Source organism: Streptomyces sp. NPDC003038 (assembly GCF_040611115.1).
Taxonomy (GTDB): domain Bacteria; phylum Actinomycetota; class Actinomycetes; order Streptomycetales; family Streptomycetaceae; genus Streptomyces.
On the sequence record NZ_JBEXNN010000001.1, the window covers coordinates 442,050 to 458,493 of the forward strand.

The window sequence follows — 16,444 nt, forward strand, 5'->3', positions numbered from 1 at the left end:
CTTTCGACCCGGGCGTCCGGGACCGCCGGCGAGGAGGGCCGGCCAGACCGTTGCACACGCCTCGCGGGCAGGAGAGGGGGGAGCAAATGCCGCAGGCCAGCACCAACAAGACAGCTTTCGGCGGTGACACGGGGAGGGACCGGGGGGCCGGCGACACCCTCGTCTGTGCGCGAGGACACGGAATCGTCCTCGATGAGCCGTCCGTGGCCACTGCCAAGGCGGGCACGGACGGCTCATCGAGACCGTCGGGACCGCCCGCTCTCCTCCGCGAGCGCCGGCAGCCCGTCGACGCCCGGGTCGAGGCCCGCTCCCCCCGCTGCGCGATGATCTCGTTCAGCACCAGATGCGCCCGGCGCGCGGTGTCGGCCAGCTCCTCGAAGTCTGCCGACGGCCGAGGCGAGCACCCCGGGGTGGAGCCAGCGCCCTCCGGCCCGTCCAGTACGGGCTGGCGGCCGCGCCGACCCGAACGGGACAGGGCCCGCACCGGTGCCGGTGCGGGCCCTGTCCATGTGAGGCTTGCTCGCCTCACGCCTCGGGGAGGGCTGCCAATTGGGCCTCGATCCGGGCGATGTCGGTGTCCGACTTGGCCAGCCGCCCCCGGATCTTGTCGATCACGTTGTCCGGCGCCTTGGCCAGGAAGGCCTCGTTGCCGAGCTTCGCCTGCGCTTGCTGGCGCTCCTTTTGCGCGGCGCCCAGGTCCTTGCTCAGGCGCTTGCGCTCGGCGGCCACGTCGATGGTGCCCGACAGGTCGAGCGCGACCGTGGCGCCGCCGACCGGAAGGGTCGCGGTGGCGCTGAAGGAGTCGCCCTCCGGCTGCAGACGCAGCAGTTGCCGGATGGCCGCCTCGTGCGCGGCCAGCGTGGTGCCCGCGAGGTCGAGGCGGGCCGGGACCTTCTGGCCCGGCTGGAGCCCCTGGTCGGCGCGGAAGCGGCGGACCTCGGTGACGACGGCCTGGAGGTTCTCGATCTCGGCCTCGGCGGCCCCGTCGCGGAAGCCACTGTCCTTGGGCCACTCGGCGATGACGAGGGATTCCCCGCCGGTGAGCGTGGTCCACAGGGTCTCGGTGACGAAGGGAACCACCGGGTGGAGCAGGCGCAGCGTGGTGTCCAGCACCTCGCCGAGGACCCGGCCGGAGACCTTGGCGCCCTCGCCGCCCGCGAAGAAGGTCGTCTTCGACAGCTCGACGTACCAGTCGAAGACCTCGTCCCACGCGAAGTGGTAGAGGGCCTCGCTGAGCTTGGAGAACTGGAAGTCCTCGTAGTACGCGTCCACCTGCGCGACCGTCTTGTTCAGACGGGACAGGATCCAGCGGTCGGTCGCCGACATCTTCTCGACCGGCGGCAGCTCGCCCTCGATCGTCGCGCCGTTCATCAGCGCGAAGCGCGTGGCGTTCCAGATCTTGTTGGCGAAGTTGCGGGACGCCTGGACCCAGTCCTCGCCGATCGGCACGTCGGTACCGGGGTTGGCGCCCTTGGCCAGGGTGAAGCGGACGGCGTCGGAGCCGTACTTGTCCATCCAGTCCAGCGGGTCGACGACGTTGCCGAAGGACTTCGACATCTTCTTGCCGCGCTCGTCGCGGACCAGGCCGGTCAGCGCGATCGTCTTGAAGGGCGGCTCGCCGTCCATGGCGTACAGGCCGAACATCATCATCCGGGCGACCCAGAAGAAGATGATGTCGTGGCCGGTGACCAGGACGTCGGTGGAGTAGAACTTCTCCAGGTCCGGGGTCTTCTCCGGCCAGCCCAGCGTCGAGAAGGGCCACAGTCCGGACGAGAACCAGGTGTCGAGGACGTCGGTGTCCTGGGTCCAGCCCTCACCGGTGGGCGCCTCGTCGTCGGGTCCGACGCAGACGACCTCGCCCGCCGGGCCGTACCAGACCGGGATCCGGTGACCCCACCACAGCTGGCGCGAGATGCACCAGTCGTTGAGGTTGTCGACCCAGTCGAAGTAGCGCTTCGACATCTCCTCGGGGTGGATCGAGACCCGGCCGTCGCGCACCGCGTCACCGGCGGCCTTGGCCAGCGTCTCCACCTTGACCCACCACTGGAGGGACAGACGGGGCTCGACCGTGGTGCGGCAGCGCGAGCAGTGCCCGACGGAGTGCAGGTACGGGCGCTTCTCGGCGACGATGCGGCCCTGCTCGCGCAGGGCGCCGACGACCGCGGACCGCGCCTCGTAGCGGTCCAGGCCGAGGAAGGGGCCGTGGACGGTGATGACGCCGTGCTCGTCCATGATCGTCATGTTGGGCAGGCCGTGGCGCTGCCCGATGGCGAAGTCGTTCGGGTCGTGCGCCGGGGTCACCTTGACGGCGCCGGTCCCGAACTCGGGGTCGACGTGCGTGTCGGCGACGACCGGGATGGTCCGGTCGGTCAGCGGCAGCTTGATCCGCTTGCCGACGAGGTGGGCGTACCGCTCGTCGTCCGGGTGGACGGCGACGGCCGTGTCACCGAGCATCGTCTCGGCACGCGTGGTGGCGACGACCAGCGTGTCGTCACCCTCGCCGTACTTGATGGAGACGAGCTCGCCCGCGTCCTCCTGGTACTCCACCTCGATGTCGGAGATGGCCGTCAGACAGCGGGGGCACCAGTTGATGATGCGCTCGGCGCGGTAGATCAGCCCGTCGTCGAAGAGCTTCTTGAAGATCGTCTGGACGGCCTTGGACAGGCCCTCGTCCATGGTGAAGCGCTCACGCGACCAGTCGACGCCGTCACCCAGCCGCCTCATCTGGCCGAGGATCTTGCCGCCGTACTCTTCCTTCCACTGCCAGACCCGCTCGACGAACTCCTCGCGGCCCAGGTCGTGGCGGGACTTGCCCTCCTCGGCGAGCTGCTGCTCGACCTTGTTCTGGGTGGCGATACCGGCGTGGTCCATGCCGGGCAGCCACAGCGACTCGTAGCCCTGCATCCGCTTGCGGCGGGTCAGCGCGTCCATGAGCGTGTGCTGGAAGGCATGGCCCAGGTGCAGGGAGCCGGTGACGTTCGGCGGCGGAATGACGATGGTGTACGCGGGCTTCTCGCTCGCGGGATCTGCCGTGAAGTACCCACGCTCTACCCAGCGCTCGTAAAGCTTCCCCTCTACCTCGGCCGGCGCGTACTGGGTCGGCAGTTCGGAGTGGGGGCTGCTGGGTGTCTGCGTGTTCTCGGTCACGGGCCACAGTTTAGGGCCGTAACAGTCCAGTCATGAAACCGGTAATCGGGGGGCCCGCCGCCCCCGGCGCCTCCGGCTTCCGTCAGGATGTGTGGAACGTATAAGCAACCTCATTGGGGGACGCGGGATGAGCTACAACCAGCCGGGGCCGTACGGACAGCAGCCGCAGCAGCCCGGACCGTACGGGCAGCAGCCCCCGCCGGGGCCTTACGGCCAGCACGCCCCGCAGCCCGGCTACGGCTACCCGCAACAGGGCCCGCCCGGCGTCCCCCCGCAGGGCTATCCTCAGCAGCCCGGCTACCCGCAGCAGCCCCCGCACCCGCAGTACGGCTACCAGCAGCAGCCGCCCTACGGCGGGACGCCCCCCAAGAAGTCGAAGGCCGGAGTCGTCATCGCCGTGGTCGTGGCGGTCGCGGTGATCGCGGGCGGCGGCTGGTACTTCCTCAAGGACGGCGGCGCGGGCGGCGGCCCCGCCGACACGAAGGGCTACAAGCTGGCCTTCCCCGAGGCTGTCGACAAGTACCAGAAGCAGCCGCGTGCCGCCGGAGCGCCCGCCGAGGGCGCGCCGCCCACCGCCCAGGAGAAGACGCAGGCCGAGGCGCTCGGCGTGCAGAACCCGTACAACGCGGTGGCCCAGTACAAGAACGGCACTGACGACAAGGCCAAGCAGCTCACCGCCAACGGCTGGTGGGGCGAGATCGCCGACCCGGAGAAGACGGTGGACGCCTATTTCACCGCCGTCAGCAAGAACAACAAGCAGGCCCAGGCGCTCGGCCTCAAGTCCGAACTGGTCGGCGCGCCCAAGCCGATCACTCCGGCGGACTTCAAGGGCCGCGTGCTGAAATGCGCGTACATCAAGATGACCCCGCTCAAGCCCTCGGCCACGGCGCCCAAGGCCATGGAGATCCCGACCTGCGTCTGGGGAGACCACTCGACCGTGACCGCGGTCAATGTCGTCGACCCGGCGGCGGTCGTGCTCGGCGGGAACAGCGGCACCCTTGAGGAAGTGGCCGAACTGACGGCGAAGGTGTACAACACCGCGCGCACCAAGGCCTGATCCGGTCCGGCAACGGCCCGCATCACGTACGAAGGGGGCGCCCCGGCCGGTCGGCCGGGGCGCCCCCTTCGTGTGCCGTGCGCGCGTCCGCTACGCGGACTTCTCGTGCGGGCCCTGGTCCTTCGGGACGATCCGCGGGACCAGCGTCGGGTTGACGTTGGAGCGGACCACGTCCGAGGTGATGACCACGCGGGCCACGTCCTTGCGGGAGGGGACCTCGTACATCACCGACATCAGGACCTCCTCCATGATGGCGCGCAGGCCGCGCGCGCCGGTCTGGCGGAGGATCGCCTGGTCCGCGATGGCTTCCAGCGCCTCGCGCTCGAAGTCCAGCTCGACACCGTCGAGTTCGAACAGTCGCTGGTACTGCTTGACCAGCGCGTTCCGCGGCTCGATGAGGATCTGGAGCAGGGCCTCGCGGTCCAGGTTGTGCACGGAGGTGATGACGGGCAGACGGCCGATGAACTCGGGGATCATCCCGAACTTCACCAGGTCCTCCGGCATGACCTCCTGGAACTGGTTGCTCGCCTCGATCTCGCGCTTCGAGCGGATGGTCGCCGCGAAGCCGATGCCCTTGGCGCCCGCACGCGATTCGATGATCTTTTCGAGGCCGGCGAAGGCGCCGCCCACGATGAAGAGCACGTTCGTCGTGTCGATCTGGATGAACTCCTGGTGCGGGTGCTTGCGGCCGCCCTGCGGCGGGACCGACGCGGTCGTGCCTTCCAGGATCTTCAGGAGGGCCTGCTGGACACCCTCACCGCTCACGTCGCGCGTGATCGACGGGTTCTCGCTCTTGCGGGCCACCTTGTCGATCTCGTCGATGTAGATGATCCCGGTCTCGGCCTTCTTGACGTCGTAGTCGGCGGCCTGGATCAGCTTGAGCAGGATGTTCTCGACGTCCTCGCCGACATAGCCGGCCTCCGTCAGCGCCGTCGCGTCGGCGATGGCGAAGGGGACGTTGAGCATGCGCGCGAGGGTCTGGGCCAGCAGGGTCTTGCCCGAACCGGTCGGACCCAGGAGCAGGATGTTCGACTTCGCGAGTTCGATCGCGTCGTCGCGGCCCTGCGCGCCGCCGTTCTCACCGGCCTGGACCCGCTTGTAGTGGTTGTACACCGCGACGGAGAGCGCCTTCTTCGCCGGCTCCTGGCCGACGACGTAGCTCTCCAGGAACTCGTAGATCTCACGGGGCTTGGGGAGTTCCTCCCACCGGACCTCCGAGGTCTCCGCGAGCTCCTCTTCGATGATCTCGTTGCAGAGGTCGATGCACTCGTCGCAGATGTACACACCGGGTCCTGCGATGAGCTTCTTCACCTGCTTCTGGCTCTTTCCGCAGAACGAGCACTTGAGCAGATCGCCGCCGTCACCGATGCGTGCCACGAGGTGCTTCCCCTTCGCCTGGGAGACGCCTGGTTCAGCGCTCCTGGTGCCTCATATCCGACGGTACCTTGCCGGGGGCCCCATCCGGGGCCCCCTTGACGTGGTTCACATCGCCGAATGCGGCAGCGTGGCCACGCCAACTGGCGGCAAGGATCAGTGCGAGCTCTTGCGGGTGGAGACGACCTGGTCGATCAGGCCGTACGCGAGCGCGTCCTCGGCAGTGAGGATCTTGTCGCGCTCGATGTCGTCGCGGATCTTCTCGATCGGCGTCGTGGAGTGCTTGGCCAGCATCGTCTCCAGCTGGTCACGCATCCGGAGGATCTCGTTGGCCGCGATCTCCAGGTCGGAGAGCTGCTCACGGCCGGTGCCGCCGGAGGGCTGGTGGATCAGCACACGGGCGTTCGGCAGGGCCATGCGCTTGCCGGGGGTGCCGGCGGCGAGCAGGACCGCGGCGGCGGAGGCCGCCTGGCCCATGCAGACCGTCGAGATGTCCGGCTTCACGAACTGCATCGTGTCGTAGATCGCCGTCAGCGCGGTGAAGGAACCGCCGGGGCTGTTGATGTAGATGGAGATGTCGCGGTCCGGGTCCATCGACTCCAGGCACAGCAGCTGCGCCATGACGTCGTTGGCGGAGGCGTCGTCGATCTGCACACCGAGGAAGATGATGCGCTCCTCGAAGAGCTTCGCGTACGGGTCGTACTCGCGCACGCCCTGCGAAGTGCGCTCGACGAAGCGCGGGATGACGTAGCGGTTGTCCACCTGCGCGCCGGTGTAGAGGCCGCTCGCGGGAGAGAGATTGTTCATGTGCATCTGGGTGTTCACCATCCTGGTGGCGTTCTGCGGGCTGAGGCTTGCCTGGTACGGGCGGGCGTACGAGAGGTCGCGCGCCGGGATCAGGCCCCGGTGCCGCCGCCGCCCGGGACCAGGGACGCGGCGGAGATGATCTCGTCGATGAGGCCGTACGCCTTGGCCTCTTCCGCCGTGAACCAGCGGTCGCGGTCGCCGTCGCGGATGATCGCCTCCACGGTCTGGCCCGAGTGGTGAGCGGTGATCTCAGCCATGCGCTGCTTGGTGCGCAGCAGGTACTGGGCCTGGATCTTGATGTCCGAGGCGGTACCGCCGATGCCGGCGGAGCCCTGGTGCATCAGGATGTCGGTGTTCGGCAGCGCGAAGCGCTTGCCCGCCGTACCGCCGGTGAGCAGGAACTGGCCCATGGAGGCCGCCATGCCCATGCCGATGGTGACCACGTCGTTCTTGATGTACTGCATGGTGTCGTAGACGGCCATGCCCGCCGTCACGGAGCCACCGGGGCTGTTGATGTACAGGTAGATGTCCTTCTCCGGCTCGGCGGCCAGGAGGAGGAGCTGCGCCGTGATCTTGTTCGCGATGTCGTCGTCGACCTGCTGCCCGAGGAAGATGATGCGCTCGCCGAGCAGCCGGTTGTAGACATGGTCGCCGAGGCCGCCACCGATGGACGGCTCACCCGCGGCGTAAGGCATCAGATTCGTCACGTATCCACCTGCTCGTCTCCGACGGCCATGTGCCGTCTCAGCGTCTCGTTCTGGGGCGCGGCCCGTCCGGTGCGGACATGTCCGCCGGTGTCCGGGTACTCACGTGCCCTCGTATTCATGGACCCTAACGCGCAGGTGGGACAACGCCATCCCGCTTCCGGAACTGTTCGCTCGGAGCGCAAGGTCGCGGGGTGCCCCGCCGGCCCGCCGGACGCCATGACGAAGGGCCCGGACGCGGCTGCGTCCGGGCCCTTCGGGGCACTGCTCAGTGGGCTTCGCCCGGGGTGTTACTTGGCCTCTTCGGCCTTGTCCTCGGCGTCACCCTCTGCGGCGGCCTCGACGACCTCGGCGGCGGCCTCGGCCTCGTCCTCGTCGTCGGTGAGGTCGACGACCTCACCGTTGGTGTCGACGACCTTGGAGGCCTCGACGACGACCGCGAGGGCCTTGCCGCGGGCGACCTCGCCGACCAGCATCGGGACCTGGCCACCCTCGACGACCGCCTGGGCGAACTGGTCGGGGGACATGCCGGAGGACTGCGCGCGGCGCATGAGGTGCTCGGTGAGCTCCTCCTGGTTGACGCCCAGCTTCTCCTTGTTGACCAGCGCGTCGAGGACGAACTGGGTCTTGATGCCCTTGATCGCCTGCTCGGCGGTCTCGGCGTCGAACTCCTCGACGGTCTTGCCCTGGAACTCCAGGTACTTCTCGATGGTCAGACCCATCTGGCCGAGCTGGTGGTGCTCCAGGTTGTGCTTGCGGGTCTGGACCTCGTCCGCGAGGAGCTTCTCGGGGATCGGGACCTCGACGAGCTCCAGCAGCTTCTCCAGGACGCGCTCCTGGGCCTGCGTGGCCTGGTCGTACTGCTTCATGCTCTCGAGGCGCTTGCGGCTGTCCGCCTTGAGCTCCTCAAGGGTGTCGAACTCGCTCGCCATCTGCGCGAACTCGTCGTCCAGCTCCGGCAGCTCGCGGGCGGAGACCTTGGTGACCTTGACGGTGACCTCGGCGTCCTTGCCCTCGGCGGATCCGCCCTTCAGCTGAGAGGTGAAGGTGGCCTCGCCACCGGCCTCCAGGCCCTTGACGGCCTCGTCGATGCCCTCGAGGAGCTCGCCCGAGCCGATGGTGTAGGACACGTCGGACGCGACGCCGTCCTCCAGCACCTCGCCCTCGACCTTGGCCTCGAGGTCGATGGTGACGACGTCGCCGTCCTCGGCCGCGCGCTCGACGTCCTTGGTGGACGCGAAGCGGCCGCGCAGCTGCTCGACCGACTTCTCGACGTCCTCGTCGGAGACCTCGATGGCGTCGACCTCGACCTCGATGCCGGAGTAGTCCGGGATCTCGATCTCGGGACGGACGTCGACCTCGGCGGTGAAGGCCAGCAGCTCGCCGTCCTTCAGCTCCGTGATGTCGACCTCGGGCTGACCCAGCGGGTTCAGGTCCGCCTCGTTGACGGCCTCGGTGTAGAACTTCGGGAGGGCGTCGTTGACGGCCTCCTCCAGCACCGCACCGCGGCCGAAGCGCTGGTCGATGACGCGGGCCGGGATCTTGCCCTTGCGGAAGCCCTTCACCGTGACCTGCTGGTTGATCTTCTTGTAGGCCGCGTCGAGGCTGTCCTTGAGCTCCTCGAAGGGCACCTCAACAGTGAGCCGAACCCGAGTCGGGTTCAGGGTCTCCACGGCGCTCTTCACGGTTCGGTCTCCTTGTGGCTGACTGCTGGGGGTTCTGCCGTCACGCTGTGATTCAGCGGTTCAGCGGACTTCGGCCCGGTACATCAGACACACGGGCACGCAGCTTGCATAGTAACCGCAAGCGGCATTCAGCCCACAACGCGATCTTGTGGCGAACCCTCGAAGGAGCTCGGAGGAGCTCGAAGGAGACAGTGCTGGTGGTCGGGGTGGCCGGATTCGAACCGACGACCTTCCGCTCCCAAAGCGGACGCGCTACCAAGCTGCGCCACACCCCGTCGGTGCGACACGTAGGGTACATGCCCGGAGACCCTCTGATGTGCCGGGTTTCCCCACGTCTTTCCGACGGGTCCCACCGCGGGCGCGAATGTGTGTGCACCCGCCCGGCACGACCCGCTAGGATGCTGTCCGTGCCAGGGTCCGAGGACCTGCGGCGCGCGCTTGCGGGCGTAGCTCAATGGTAGAGCCCTAGTCTTCCAAACTAGCTACGCGGGTTCGATTCCCGTCGCCCGCTCTTCATGGCTCAGGGCCAGGTCAGAGGATATTTCCTCCGCCTGGCCCTGAGTCGTTCCCGGGGGCTCCGATCAGCTCGACGCGTTCCACCGCGGGCGCCCCGGCGCGGACACGAGCTAGAGCTTGATGTTCGAGATCATCGTCGCGAGGGAGTTCAGGAAACGGTTCACGTCGTCCGCGATCGAGCTGGACGCCAGGAAGAAGCCGAAGAGGGCCGCGACGATGGCGGGTCCTGCCTTGAGGTGGTTGCCGCGGATCAGCACCACCAGGATGATCGCCAACAGAACCACCACTGACAGCGAAATGGCCACTACTGATCACACCTTCGGTCGTCCCCTGGTCGGCCCGGGGCGCACGGCCACGCACACCCCCACAAGGACCATCCTCCCACCAACGGGCCCCGGCTATCCGCGTCGTGGCGAATCACCGTCGTTCCGTTTCCGCCAACCGCCACGTGCGCTGGGCATATTCGGGAGCGGGAGCGAGCGTCACGGAGCGGTGAGGCCGAGGAGGGAGCGGACATAGGCGTACTTCACGGACAGCCGTTCGCGGGTGGGGCCGTCCAGTACGGAGAGCCGTGCGGGATCGGCGTTGTGCGCCAGGTCGGCCTCCTTGATGAGCAGGGCGCCCGGGGTGGCGAGGATGCGGGCCGCGTATTCCTCGACCGGCTCGCCCGGGCGCTTCGTGACCGCGAGGACCATGTCCTTCACCGACTGCGGAAGGGGCGCTGAATCCAGCCAGGCGAGGCTGAGGGCGTCGTCCTCCACCGCGTCGTGGAGCCAGGCCGCCGCCTGCTGTTCGGGGCTGCCGCCGCGGAGGCGGACGCCCTCGGCCACGGCCGCGAGGTGCTCCGCGTACGGCCGGCCGGCCTTGTCGGTCTGGCCCTCGTGCGCGGTGCGGGCGAGGGCCTCCACCTCCAGCAGAGTCAGCGGTTGCCGGGTCATGCGATCCCCTTCGCTGCCGTACGGAGGGCCTCGGCGGCCCGGCGTACATCCGCCTGCGTGGTACGCCAGTTGGAGAACGCGGCGCGCAGGGCCGGGGTTCCCGCGTAGACGGTCGGTGTGACGAAGACCTCGGCGGACGCGGCCTCGCGCAGGGCCGTCAGGCGGGCCGGGGTGGGGTCGGAGGCGAGGGTGAAGCAGACGACGTTGAGCCGGACCGGGGCGAGGAGACGGAACTCGGGGCCCTGGGACAGCTGTTCGCCGAGGGCACGGGCGCAGGCGATGTCGCGCTCGACGATCTCCCGGTGACCCTGACGGCCGTACGCGCGGAGCGTGAACCAGGCGGCGAGGGCGCGCAGGCGGTGGGAGTTCTCCGGGGTGAGGTGGACGAGGTCGGGGTGGGCGCCGAGGGGGCCGAGGTAGGCGGCGGAGTTCTGGAACACCCGGGCCTGGAGGTCGCGGCGGCGGGTGAACTGGACGGCGCTGTCGTAGGGGACGTTGAGCCATTTGTGCAGGTCGACGCAGAGGGAGTCGGAGGCGTCGAGGCCGGCGGCGAGGTGGGCGTGGTCCGGGGAGAGTGCGGCGAAGGCGCCGAAGGCGGCGTCGGTGTGCAGCCAGAAGTCGTGACGTCGTTTGAGGGCGTCGATGGCCCGGAGGTCGTCGAAGTCCACCGTGTTGACGGTACCGGCGTTGGCGACGACGACCGCAGGTCCGGGCGTGTCGGCGAGCGCGCGGTCGAGGGCGGCGGGGTCGACGGCCTCCCGGCCGGGGAGGGTCGGGACCTGGACGAGGGAGGCCCGGCCGAGGCCGAGGACGGACAGGGCCTTGCCGATGGAGGAGTGCGGGGCGCCGGAGAGGACGCGGACGGGGCCGAGAGCCGCCGCGCCGTCGTCGGCCGGTGAGACGCCGAGGCGTTCGCCGAGCCATTCGCGGGCGATGGCGAGGCCGGTGGTGTTGGACATGGTGGCGCCGCTGACGAAGGTGCCGGTGTGCGCCGAGGAGAGGCCGAAGAGCTCGCGGAGCCAGCCGACGGTTTCGCGTTCGAGGTCCTGTCCGGCGCCGTCGAGGGCGGAGTTGGAGTTCTGGTCGTGGACGGCGGTGAGCCAGTCGCCGGCGAGGGCGGCGGGGGTGGCTCCGCCGGTGACGAATCCGAGGTAGCGGGGTCCGGGGGAAGCGGACAGGCGCGGCGCCCAGCGGTCGTGGAAGGCGGCGAGGGCGTGTTCCGTGCCGGCGCCCGCCTCGGGGAGGGGCTCGGGGTCGTACGGCTTTCCGGCGGGCGGTACGACGGGACGCGCCTCCAGGGACCCGAGCGCGTCGGCGGCGGCGCGGCGGGTGGCGTCGAGGAGGTCGGGGAGCCGGGCGAGGTCGGCGGCGAGGGTGCGGTCCATGGGTGCACGGTAGGCGGCGCGGAGACGGGCACGGGCGGGCCAATCCGGGGAGAGTGGCCGGTCCCGGACGCGGCGGAGCCGTCGTAGGGTCGGGGAATGATCGTGAAGCGCATCGTGAAGCGGTGGGTTCGGGGCGGCTCGGCCGGGAACGTGACCGTGACGGGGGCGCTGGCCGCGGTGCTGGCGGGGGTACTGGCCGGGGCGCTGGCGGGGTGCGCCACGCCGCCGGCGCCGCGGGCCGCGCCGGGGCCGACGCGGGTGCCGGTGGCGCCGGCGGCGGAGCAGAGCTCCACCGCGCCCGCCCGGCAGCAGCCGACTCAGGCGGCATGTCCCGAGGGTGGGGTGCGGCTCACCGAGGGCGGCGGGGACGCGGCGATGGGACTGCGGGTCGAGAGCATCCGGGTGGTGAACTGCGGTGCGGAGCCGTACGTCCTGGACGGTTACCCGGAGATGCGGCTGCTGGACGAGGAGCAGGCGCCGATGGACGTGACCGTCGCACACGGCTCGGCGGGGATCACCTCGTCGCTCCCGAGCGCGGACGAGCCCCCGGAGCGGGTGACGCTGGCGCCGGGCGAGGCCGCCTCGATGACGCTGGTGTGGCGCAATCGGGTCACCGACGGGACCGCCGCTGAGGGATGGGTACTGGATGTCTCGCCCCGGCCCGGTGCGCCTCGACTGACGCTGCGCCTGACGCGGCCCGTCGACCTCGGGGACACCGGGAAGCTGGGCATCGGCCCGTGGAGGGCGGCGGCACACTGACCGCGTGGCGCGCCCGCACCTCCGGCGGCGGCCCGGCCCGGCCGGCCGGCCGGCCGGGGGCGGTCGGCCGGGGGCGGTCGGCCGGGGGCGGTCGGCCGGGGGCGGTCGGCGTACGCCCCCCACCGGATGCTGCCGCGCGCGTTGGTTCCGGCCGGCTCGACGGGCGCCCGGCGGTGCTCCGCGACCGGGGGTTCGCGGAGCACCCGGCCACCGGCCAGGTGACCCGGGCCCGAGTCGTCGAGCGGGTCGCACCGCGGCCGGGACCGGGCCGTGAGAGGAACCCGCCGGGAAGGGCACGGGTCGCCGGTGGCGGCGGTGCCTGGGGCGGGGCGGAGCGCGGCCCTGCCCGCGACGGTGCGGGTGAGGGCGGGGCCAGCTGCTCAGAGCGCGGTGGTCGCAGCCGTTCCGGTCAGGAACTCCCGGTACCACGAGGCGTAGCGGGGGAACCGGCCGGCGAAGCCGGGGCCGGGGTCACAGCCCAGGTCGCTCCACAGCGGGTCGCTGTCGAACCAGTGGTCGGTGGTCACCATGTCCAGGTCGTGCGGGGAGCGGCCGCGGGCCTCCAGGAAGGCGCTCGCTTCCCGATAGGTCAGGTCGGTCCGCGGCCAGGGGACGGACGCGGTGGCGACGACGGCCCGCAGCAGCGCGCTCCAGGCCTCGGGCCGCGGGTGGTTGGCGTGGTAGACGGACGCGGTGAACCGCTCGGCGGGCGCGAGGGCGGCGGCGACGATGCCGCGTGCGAGGTCCTCCGCAGCGACGGCCGACGTGCGTGCGCTCCAGCCCTCCACGGTGCCGGGCAGGGCCGCGGCCATGCGGAGCATCCCGGGTACCACCCTGGTGTCGTCCACTCCGTATACGAGGTGGGGGCGAAGGACGATGCCCCCGGCGGCCAGGACGGTGTCCTCGGCGGCGGCCCGGGTCCGCGAGGTGTCGGAGAGCGGGGCGCGGGTGAGGTCCTCGGTCCGGGCCTGCCGAAAGACACCACGGCCGTACACGGCGGCGGTGCTGAGGTAGACGATGCGGGACACACCGCTGCGGCGGGCGTCTTCGACCAGCGCCTCGGTGCCGCGGGCATTGACGGCCTCGCACAGTTCGCGCGATCCGCCGATCTGCGAGGCGCAGTGCAGCAGGACGTCCGCGCCGTCGCACACCCCGCGCAGGCCGTGGGGGTCGCGGAGGTCCGCGGAGACGATCTCCGTGCCGCGCGTGGTGGCGGGGAGCTCGGTGCGGTGCGAGATCAGCCGCAGTGGCAGGCGCCGGCTCTCCGCGTGGCGAACGACGTGGCGGCCGATGAAGCCGGTGGCGCCGGTGATGACGACTCTGGGGATGGGAACTCCCTTCGCGATCCGCGGATCAGGCGCGGGGGAAGCTCCGCTCAGGCGGAGCGGCGGATGAGCAGCAGGGCGCGGTCGTCGTTGACGTCCTTGGCGACTTTTTCGATCAGGTGCCAGGCCGCGCCGTCCCAGCCGGAGGCGACGTAGCGGTCGGCTTCGCCCGTGAGGCGGTCGATGCCTTCGCCGATGTCGCGGTCGGCCGTCTCGACGAGGCCGTCCGTGAAGAGCATCAGGACGTCGCCGCGGCGCAGGTTCCCGCGGGCGGCCAGGAACTCGGCGCCGTCGTAGACGCCGAGCAGCGGGCCCTCGCCGGACTTCTCCCGCCAGCGGCCGGTGCCCGCGCAGAGCTGGAGGGCGGGGAGGTGGCCGGCGGAGAGGAGTTCGTAGTCGCCGGTCTCCAGGTCCAGGACGAGGTGGATGGAGGTGGCGAAGCCCTCGTCCCAGTCCTGGCGCAGCAGGTACCCGTTGGCGGCGGGCAGGAAGCCGTGCGGCGGCAGGGCGCCGAGCAGTCCGCCGAAGGCGCCGGACAGCAGCAGGGCCCGGGAGCCCGCCTCCATGCCCTTGCCGGAGACGTCGGTCAGGACGATCTCCAGGGTGCGGCCGCCGTTGGTGCGGGCCGCGACCACGAAGTCGCCGGAGAAGGACTGTCCGCCGGCGGGGCGCAGGGCCATCTCGCGGTGCCAGCCGCGCGGCAGGGCGGGCAGTTTGCTCTGTACCCGGATCCGTTCGCGCAGGTCGAAGAGCATCGTGCCGCCGCGCCGCCAGGGGACGCCGACGCGGCTGCGGAACTGCGCGATGACCAGTCCGAAGAATCCGCAGGCCGCGACCACGAGGATGTTGCCGGGGGTGACCCGCGCCGGGCCCAGGGTGTACGGGCCCAGGACGAGCGCCTCGACGATCAGCGCGGTCGCGGCGGCGGCGTACAGGGCGAGCAGGCTGGCGGGGCGCAGCAGCAGGCCTCCGGCCACGATCGGCAGGACGAGCGCCGAGGGCGAGAACCAGACGGGCAGCATGAGGGTGCCGCAGGCGATGGCCGGCACGGTCAGCAGCAGCCCGAGGAATGCGAGCAAGTCGGAGCCGTCGCCGCGGAAGTAGTCGACGGCGGATTTGCGCAGGGAGGTGCGCGCCCGGTGCGACGTCATGCGCATCCGGGCCATGACGGTCTCCACGCGTGCTCCGGCCATTGCTTGGGGACCTTATCCATCCTGGCTGTGCGCGCGCAGGGGTACCCCCGGACCTGGCGGGCCCCCCGGTCACGAAAAGGCTTCGACTGCGGCGGAATGCCTTGATAGGGATGGCCGTATGGCCCTTGAGATGCGCGTATTGCAGGCTGATGAGTGGGATGTCTGGTACGACCAGCTGGAACTGGCGTTCGGCGGTGTGCCCGAGTCCTCGCAGGAGCGGCGGCTGTACAAGTCGCTGACGGAGATGAAACGTTCACTTGGGGTCTGGGACGGCGTGACCTGCGTCGGTTCGGCCGGAGCCTTCAGCTTCCGCCTCTCGGTACCGGGCGGCGCGATCGTACCGTCGGCCGGCGTCACGATGGTGGGCGTCTCCCCCACCCACCGCCGCCGCGGGGTGCTCACCTCCCTGATGCGCCGCCAACTGGACGACGTCCGGGCGGGTGGCGAGCCGCTCGCCGTGCTGACGGCCTCGGAACCGGCGATCTACGGGCGCTTCGGCTACGGCACGGCGACGTACTCCCTGGCCGTGGACATCGACACGACCCGCGTACGTCTCCGCGTGCCGCCGGGAACGGACGCCGTACGGCTCCGCCTCGTCGACCCGGAGCAGGCGCTGGCCGCATGCGAGCGGGTCTACGCCGCGCTGGTCCCCGGGCGCCCGGGCATGCCGGCCCGGCAGCCGGGCTGGGAACGCCAGGCGCTGCTGGATCCGCCCTCGATGCGCGATGGCGGGTCCCCGCTGAAGTGCGTGGTCGCCGAGCGGGAGGACGGCGAGGTGGTGGGCTACGCCCGCTACCGGGTCAAGGCCGACTGGGACCAGGCCGGTTCGGACGGCAAGGTCGAGGTCGTCGATCTCGACGCGCTCGACCCGGCGGCGTGCGCGGCGCTGTGGCGCTATCTCTTCGGGATCGACCTGACCTGGACCGTACGGGCGCACAGGAGGCCGGTGGACGACCCGCTGCTGCACCTGGTCAGCGATGTCCGGCGCTCCCAGCCGCGCACCCGGGACTCGCTGCACGTACGGCTGGTGGATCTGCCCGCCGCGCTGGAGGCGCGGACGTACGGGGCTCCGGCGGACCTGGTCCTGGAGGTCGAGGACGCCTTCTGCCCCTGGAACGAGGGGCGGTGGCGGCTCGTCACCGATGCGAAGGGCGCGGCGGCCTGTAGCCGGACCGCGGAGCCGGCCGACCTGGAGCTGTCGGTCCGGGAGCTCGGCTCGGCGTACCTCGGCGGGGTCACGCTCACCTCGCTGGCGGCGGCCGGCCGGGTGCGCGAGCTGCGCCCGGGCGCGCTGGCGGAGGCCTCGCGCGCCTTCGCGGGCGATGTGGCGCCCTGGCTGCCGCACGGCTTCTAGCCGACGGCCCGTGGGGCCGGTTGCGAGCCCGCCCGGCTCCGCGCTAGGTCCTGTCGTCAAAGTAGCGCCGGTAAGGCCCGCGTCGTCTGGCGCCGTGCATCGCAAGGCGGAGGAGCGCCCGAGTACTGGACGTACTTGGGCGCTCCGACAACACGGCGAGGTGCGGTGCCAGGCGGCGCGGGCCAGGCGGGACTTTGACG

Annotated in this window: 13 protein-coding genes and 2 tRNA genes; 4 read left to right on the forward strand and 11 right to left on the reverse strand. The window is 70.7% G+C overall.

The features are described from left to right. Positions 1–525 precede the first annotated feature (525 nt). Positions 526–3,147 carry a valine--tRNA ligase gene (locus tag ABZX75_RS02060; RefSeq protein ID WP_355406783.1) on the reverse strand — a complete coding sequence of 874 codons (2,622 nt, stop codon included), beginning with the start codon at positions 3,145–3,147 and terminating at the stop codon, positions 526–528. Between the two features lie 127 nt (positions 3,148–3,274). On the opposite strand from ABZX75_RS02060, the gene ABZX75_RS02065 reads away from it, so the two are divergent. Then, positions 3,275–4,204, forward strand: a complete 930-nt coding sequence (locus tag ABZX75_RS02065; RefSeq protein WP_355406785.1) for a hypothetical protein — start codon at positions 3,275–3,277, stop codon at positions 4,202–4,204. A gap of 90 nt (positions 4,205–4,294) precedes the next feature. On the opposite strand, the gene clpX is transcribed toward ABZX75_RS02065, so the two are convergent. The 5 genes from clpX to ABZX75_RS02090 form a co-directional block, all read right to left on the reverse strand. Beyond that, positions 4,295–5,581, reverse strand: a complete 1,287-nt coding sequence (clpX, locus tag ABZX75_RS02070; protein WP_355406787.1) for an ATP-dependent Clp protease ATP-binding subunit ClpX — start codon at positions 5,579–5,581, stop codon at positions 4,295–4,297. A gap of 153 nt (positions 5,582–5,734) precedes the next feature. Then, a complete protein-coding gene (locus tag ABZX75_RS02075) occupies positions 5,735–6,406 on the reverse strand; it encodes an ATP-dependent Clp protease proteolytic subunit (protein ID WP_328925722.1) in 672 nt (223 codons plus the stop codon). A gap of 68 nt (positions 6,407–6,474) precedes the next feature. Continuing rightward, positions 6,475–7,092: an ATP-dependent Clp protease proteolytic subunit gene (locus tag ABZX75_RS02080; RefSeq protein WP_355406789.1), complete on the reverse strand. Its 618-nt coding sequence runs from the start codon at positions 7,090–7,092 to the stop codon at positions 6,475–6,477. Positions 7,093–7,379: 287 nt separating this feature from the next. Continuing rightward, on the reverse strand, positions 7,380–8,774 hold the full coding sequence (gene tig, locus ABZX75_RS02085) for a trigger factor (protein ID WP_355406791.1): 1,395 nt from the start codon (positions 8,772–8,774) through the stop codon (positions 7,380–7,382). Between the two features lie 198 nt (positions 8,775–8,972). After that, positions 8,973–9,049, reverse strand: a tRNA-Pro gene (locus ABZX75_RS02090). Between the two features lie 165 nt (positions 9,050–9,214). Between ABZX75_RS02090 and ABZX75_RS02095 the strand changes: the two genes are divergently transcribed. Then, positions 9,215–9,285 (forward strand) — tRNA-Gly (locus tag ABZX75_RS02095). 115 nt (positions 9,286–9,400) lie between these two features. On the opposite strand, the gene ABZX75_RS02100 is transcribed toward ABZX75_RS02095, so the two are convergent. The 3 genes from ABZX75_RS02100 to ABZX75_RS02110 form a co-directional block, all read right to left on the reverse strand. Continuing rightward, complete coding sequence (locus ABZX75_RS02100; RefSeq protein WP_355406793.1) at positions 9,401–9,595, reverse strand: hypothetical protein; 195 nt, start codon at positions 9,593–9,595, stop codon at positions 9,401–9,403. Positions 9,596–9,772: 177 nt separating this feature from the next. Continuing rightward, on the reverse strand, positions 9,773–10,228 hold the full coding sequence (locus tag ABZX75_RS02105) for an HD domain-containing protein (RefSeq protein ID WP_355406795.1): 456 nt from the start codon (positions 10,226–10,228) through the stop codon (positions 9,773–9,775). Continuing rightward, positions 10,225–11,613 carry a pyridoxal-dependent decarboxylase gene (locus tag ABZX75_RS02110; protein ID WP_355406797.1) on the reverse strand — a complete coding sequence of 463 codons (1,389 nt, stop codon included), beginning with the start codon at positions 11,611–11,613 and terminating at the stop codon, positions 10,225–10,227. Before ABZX75_RS02110 ends, ABZX75_RS02105 begins: the two co-directional genes overlap by 4 nt. A 96-nt stretch (positions 11,614–11,709) precedes the next feature. On the opposite strand from ABZX75_RS02110, the gene ABZX75_RS02115 reads away from it, so the two are divergent. Beyond that, on the forward strand, positions 11,710–12,372 hold the full coding sequence (locus ABZX75_RS02115; protein ID WP_355406799.1) for a DUF4232 domain-containing protein: 663 nt from the start codon (positions 11,710–11,712) through the stop codon (positions 12,370–12,372). Between the two features lie 380 nt (positions 12,373–12,752). Here the strand turns inward: ABZX75_RS02115 and ABZX75_RS02120 are convergent, their stop codons facing one another. Together ABZX75_RS02120 and ABZX75_RS02125 are read right to left on the reverse strand one after the other, a co-directional pair. Next, positions 12,753–13,751, reverse strand: a complete 999-nt coding sequence (locus ABZX75_RS02120) for an NAD-dependent epimerase/dehydratase family protein (RefSeq protein ID WP_355407024.1) — start codon at positions 13,749–13,751, stop codon at positions 12,753–12,755. Further along, positions 13,748–14,890, reverse strand: a complete 1,143-nt coding sequence (locus ABZX75_RS02125; protein WP_355406801.1) for a PP2C family protein-serine/threonine phosphatase — start codon at positions 14,888–14,890, stop codon at positions 13,748–13,750. Before ABZX75_RS02125 ends, ABZX75_RS02120 begins: the two co-directional genes overlap by 4 nt. Positions 14,891–15,008: 118 nt before the next feature. On the opposite strand from ABZX75_RS02125, the gene ABZX75_RS02130 reads away from it, so the two are divergent. Further along, positions 15,009–16,244: a GNAT family N-acetyltransferase gene (locus ABZX75_RS02130; protein ID WP_355406803.1), complete on the forward strand. Its 1,236-nt coding sequence runs from the start codon at positions 15,009–15,011 to the stop codon at positions 16,242–16,244. The last annotated feature ends 200 nt before the right edge of the window (positions 16,245–16,444 follow it).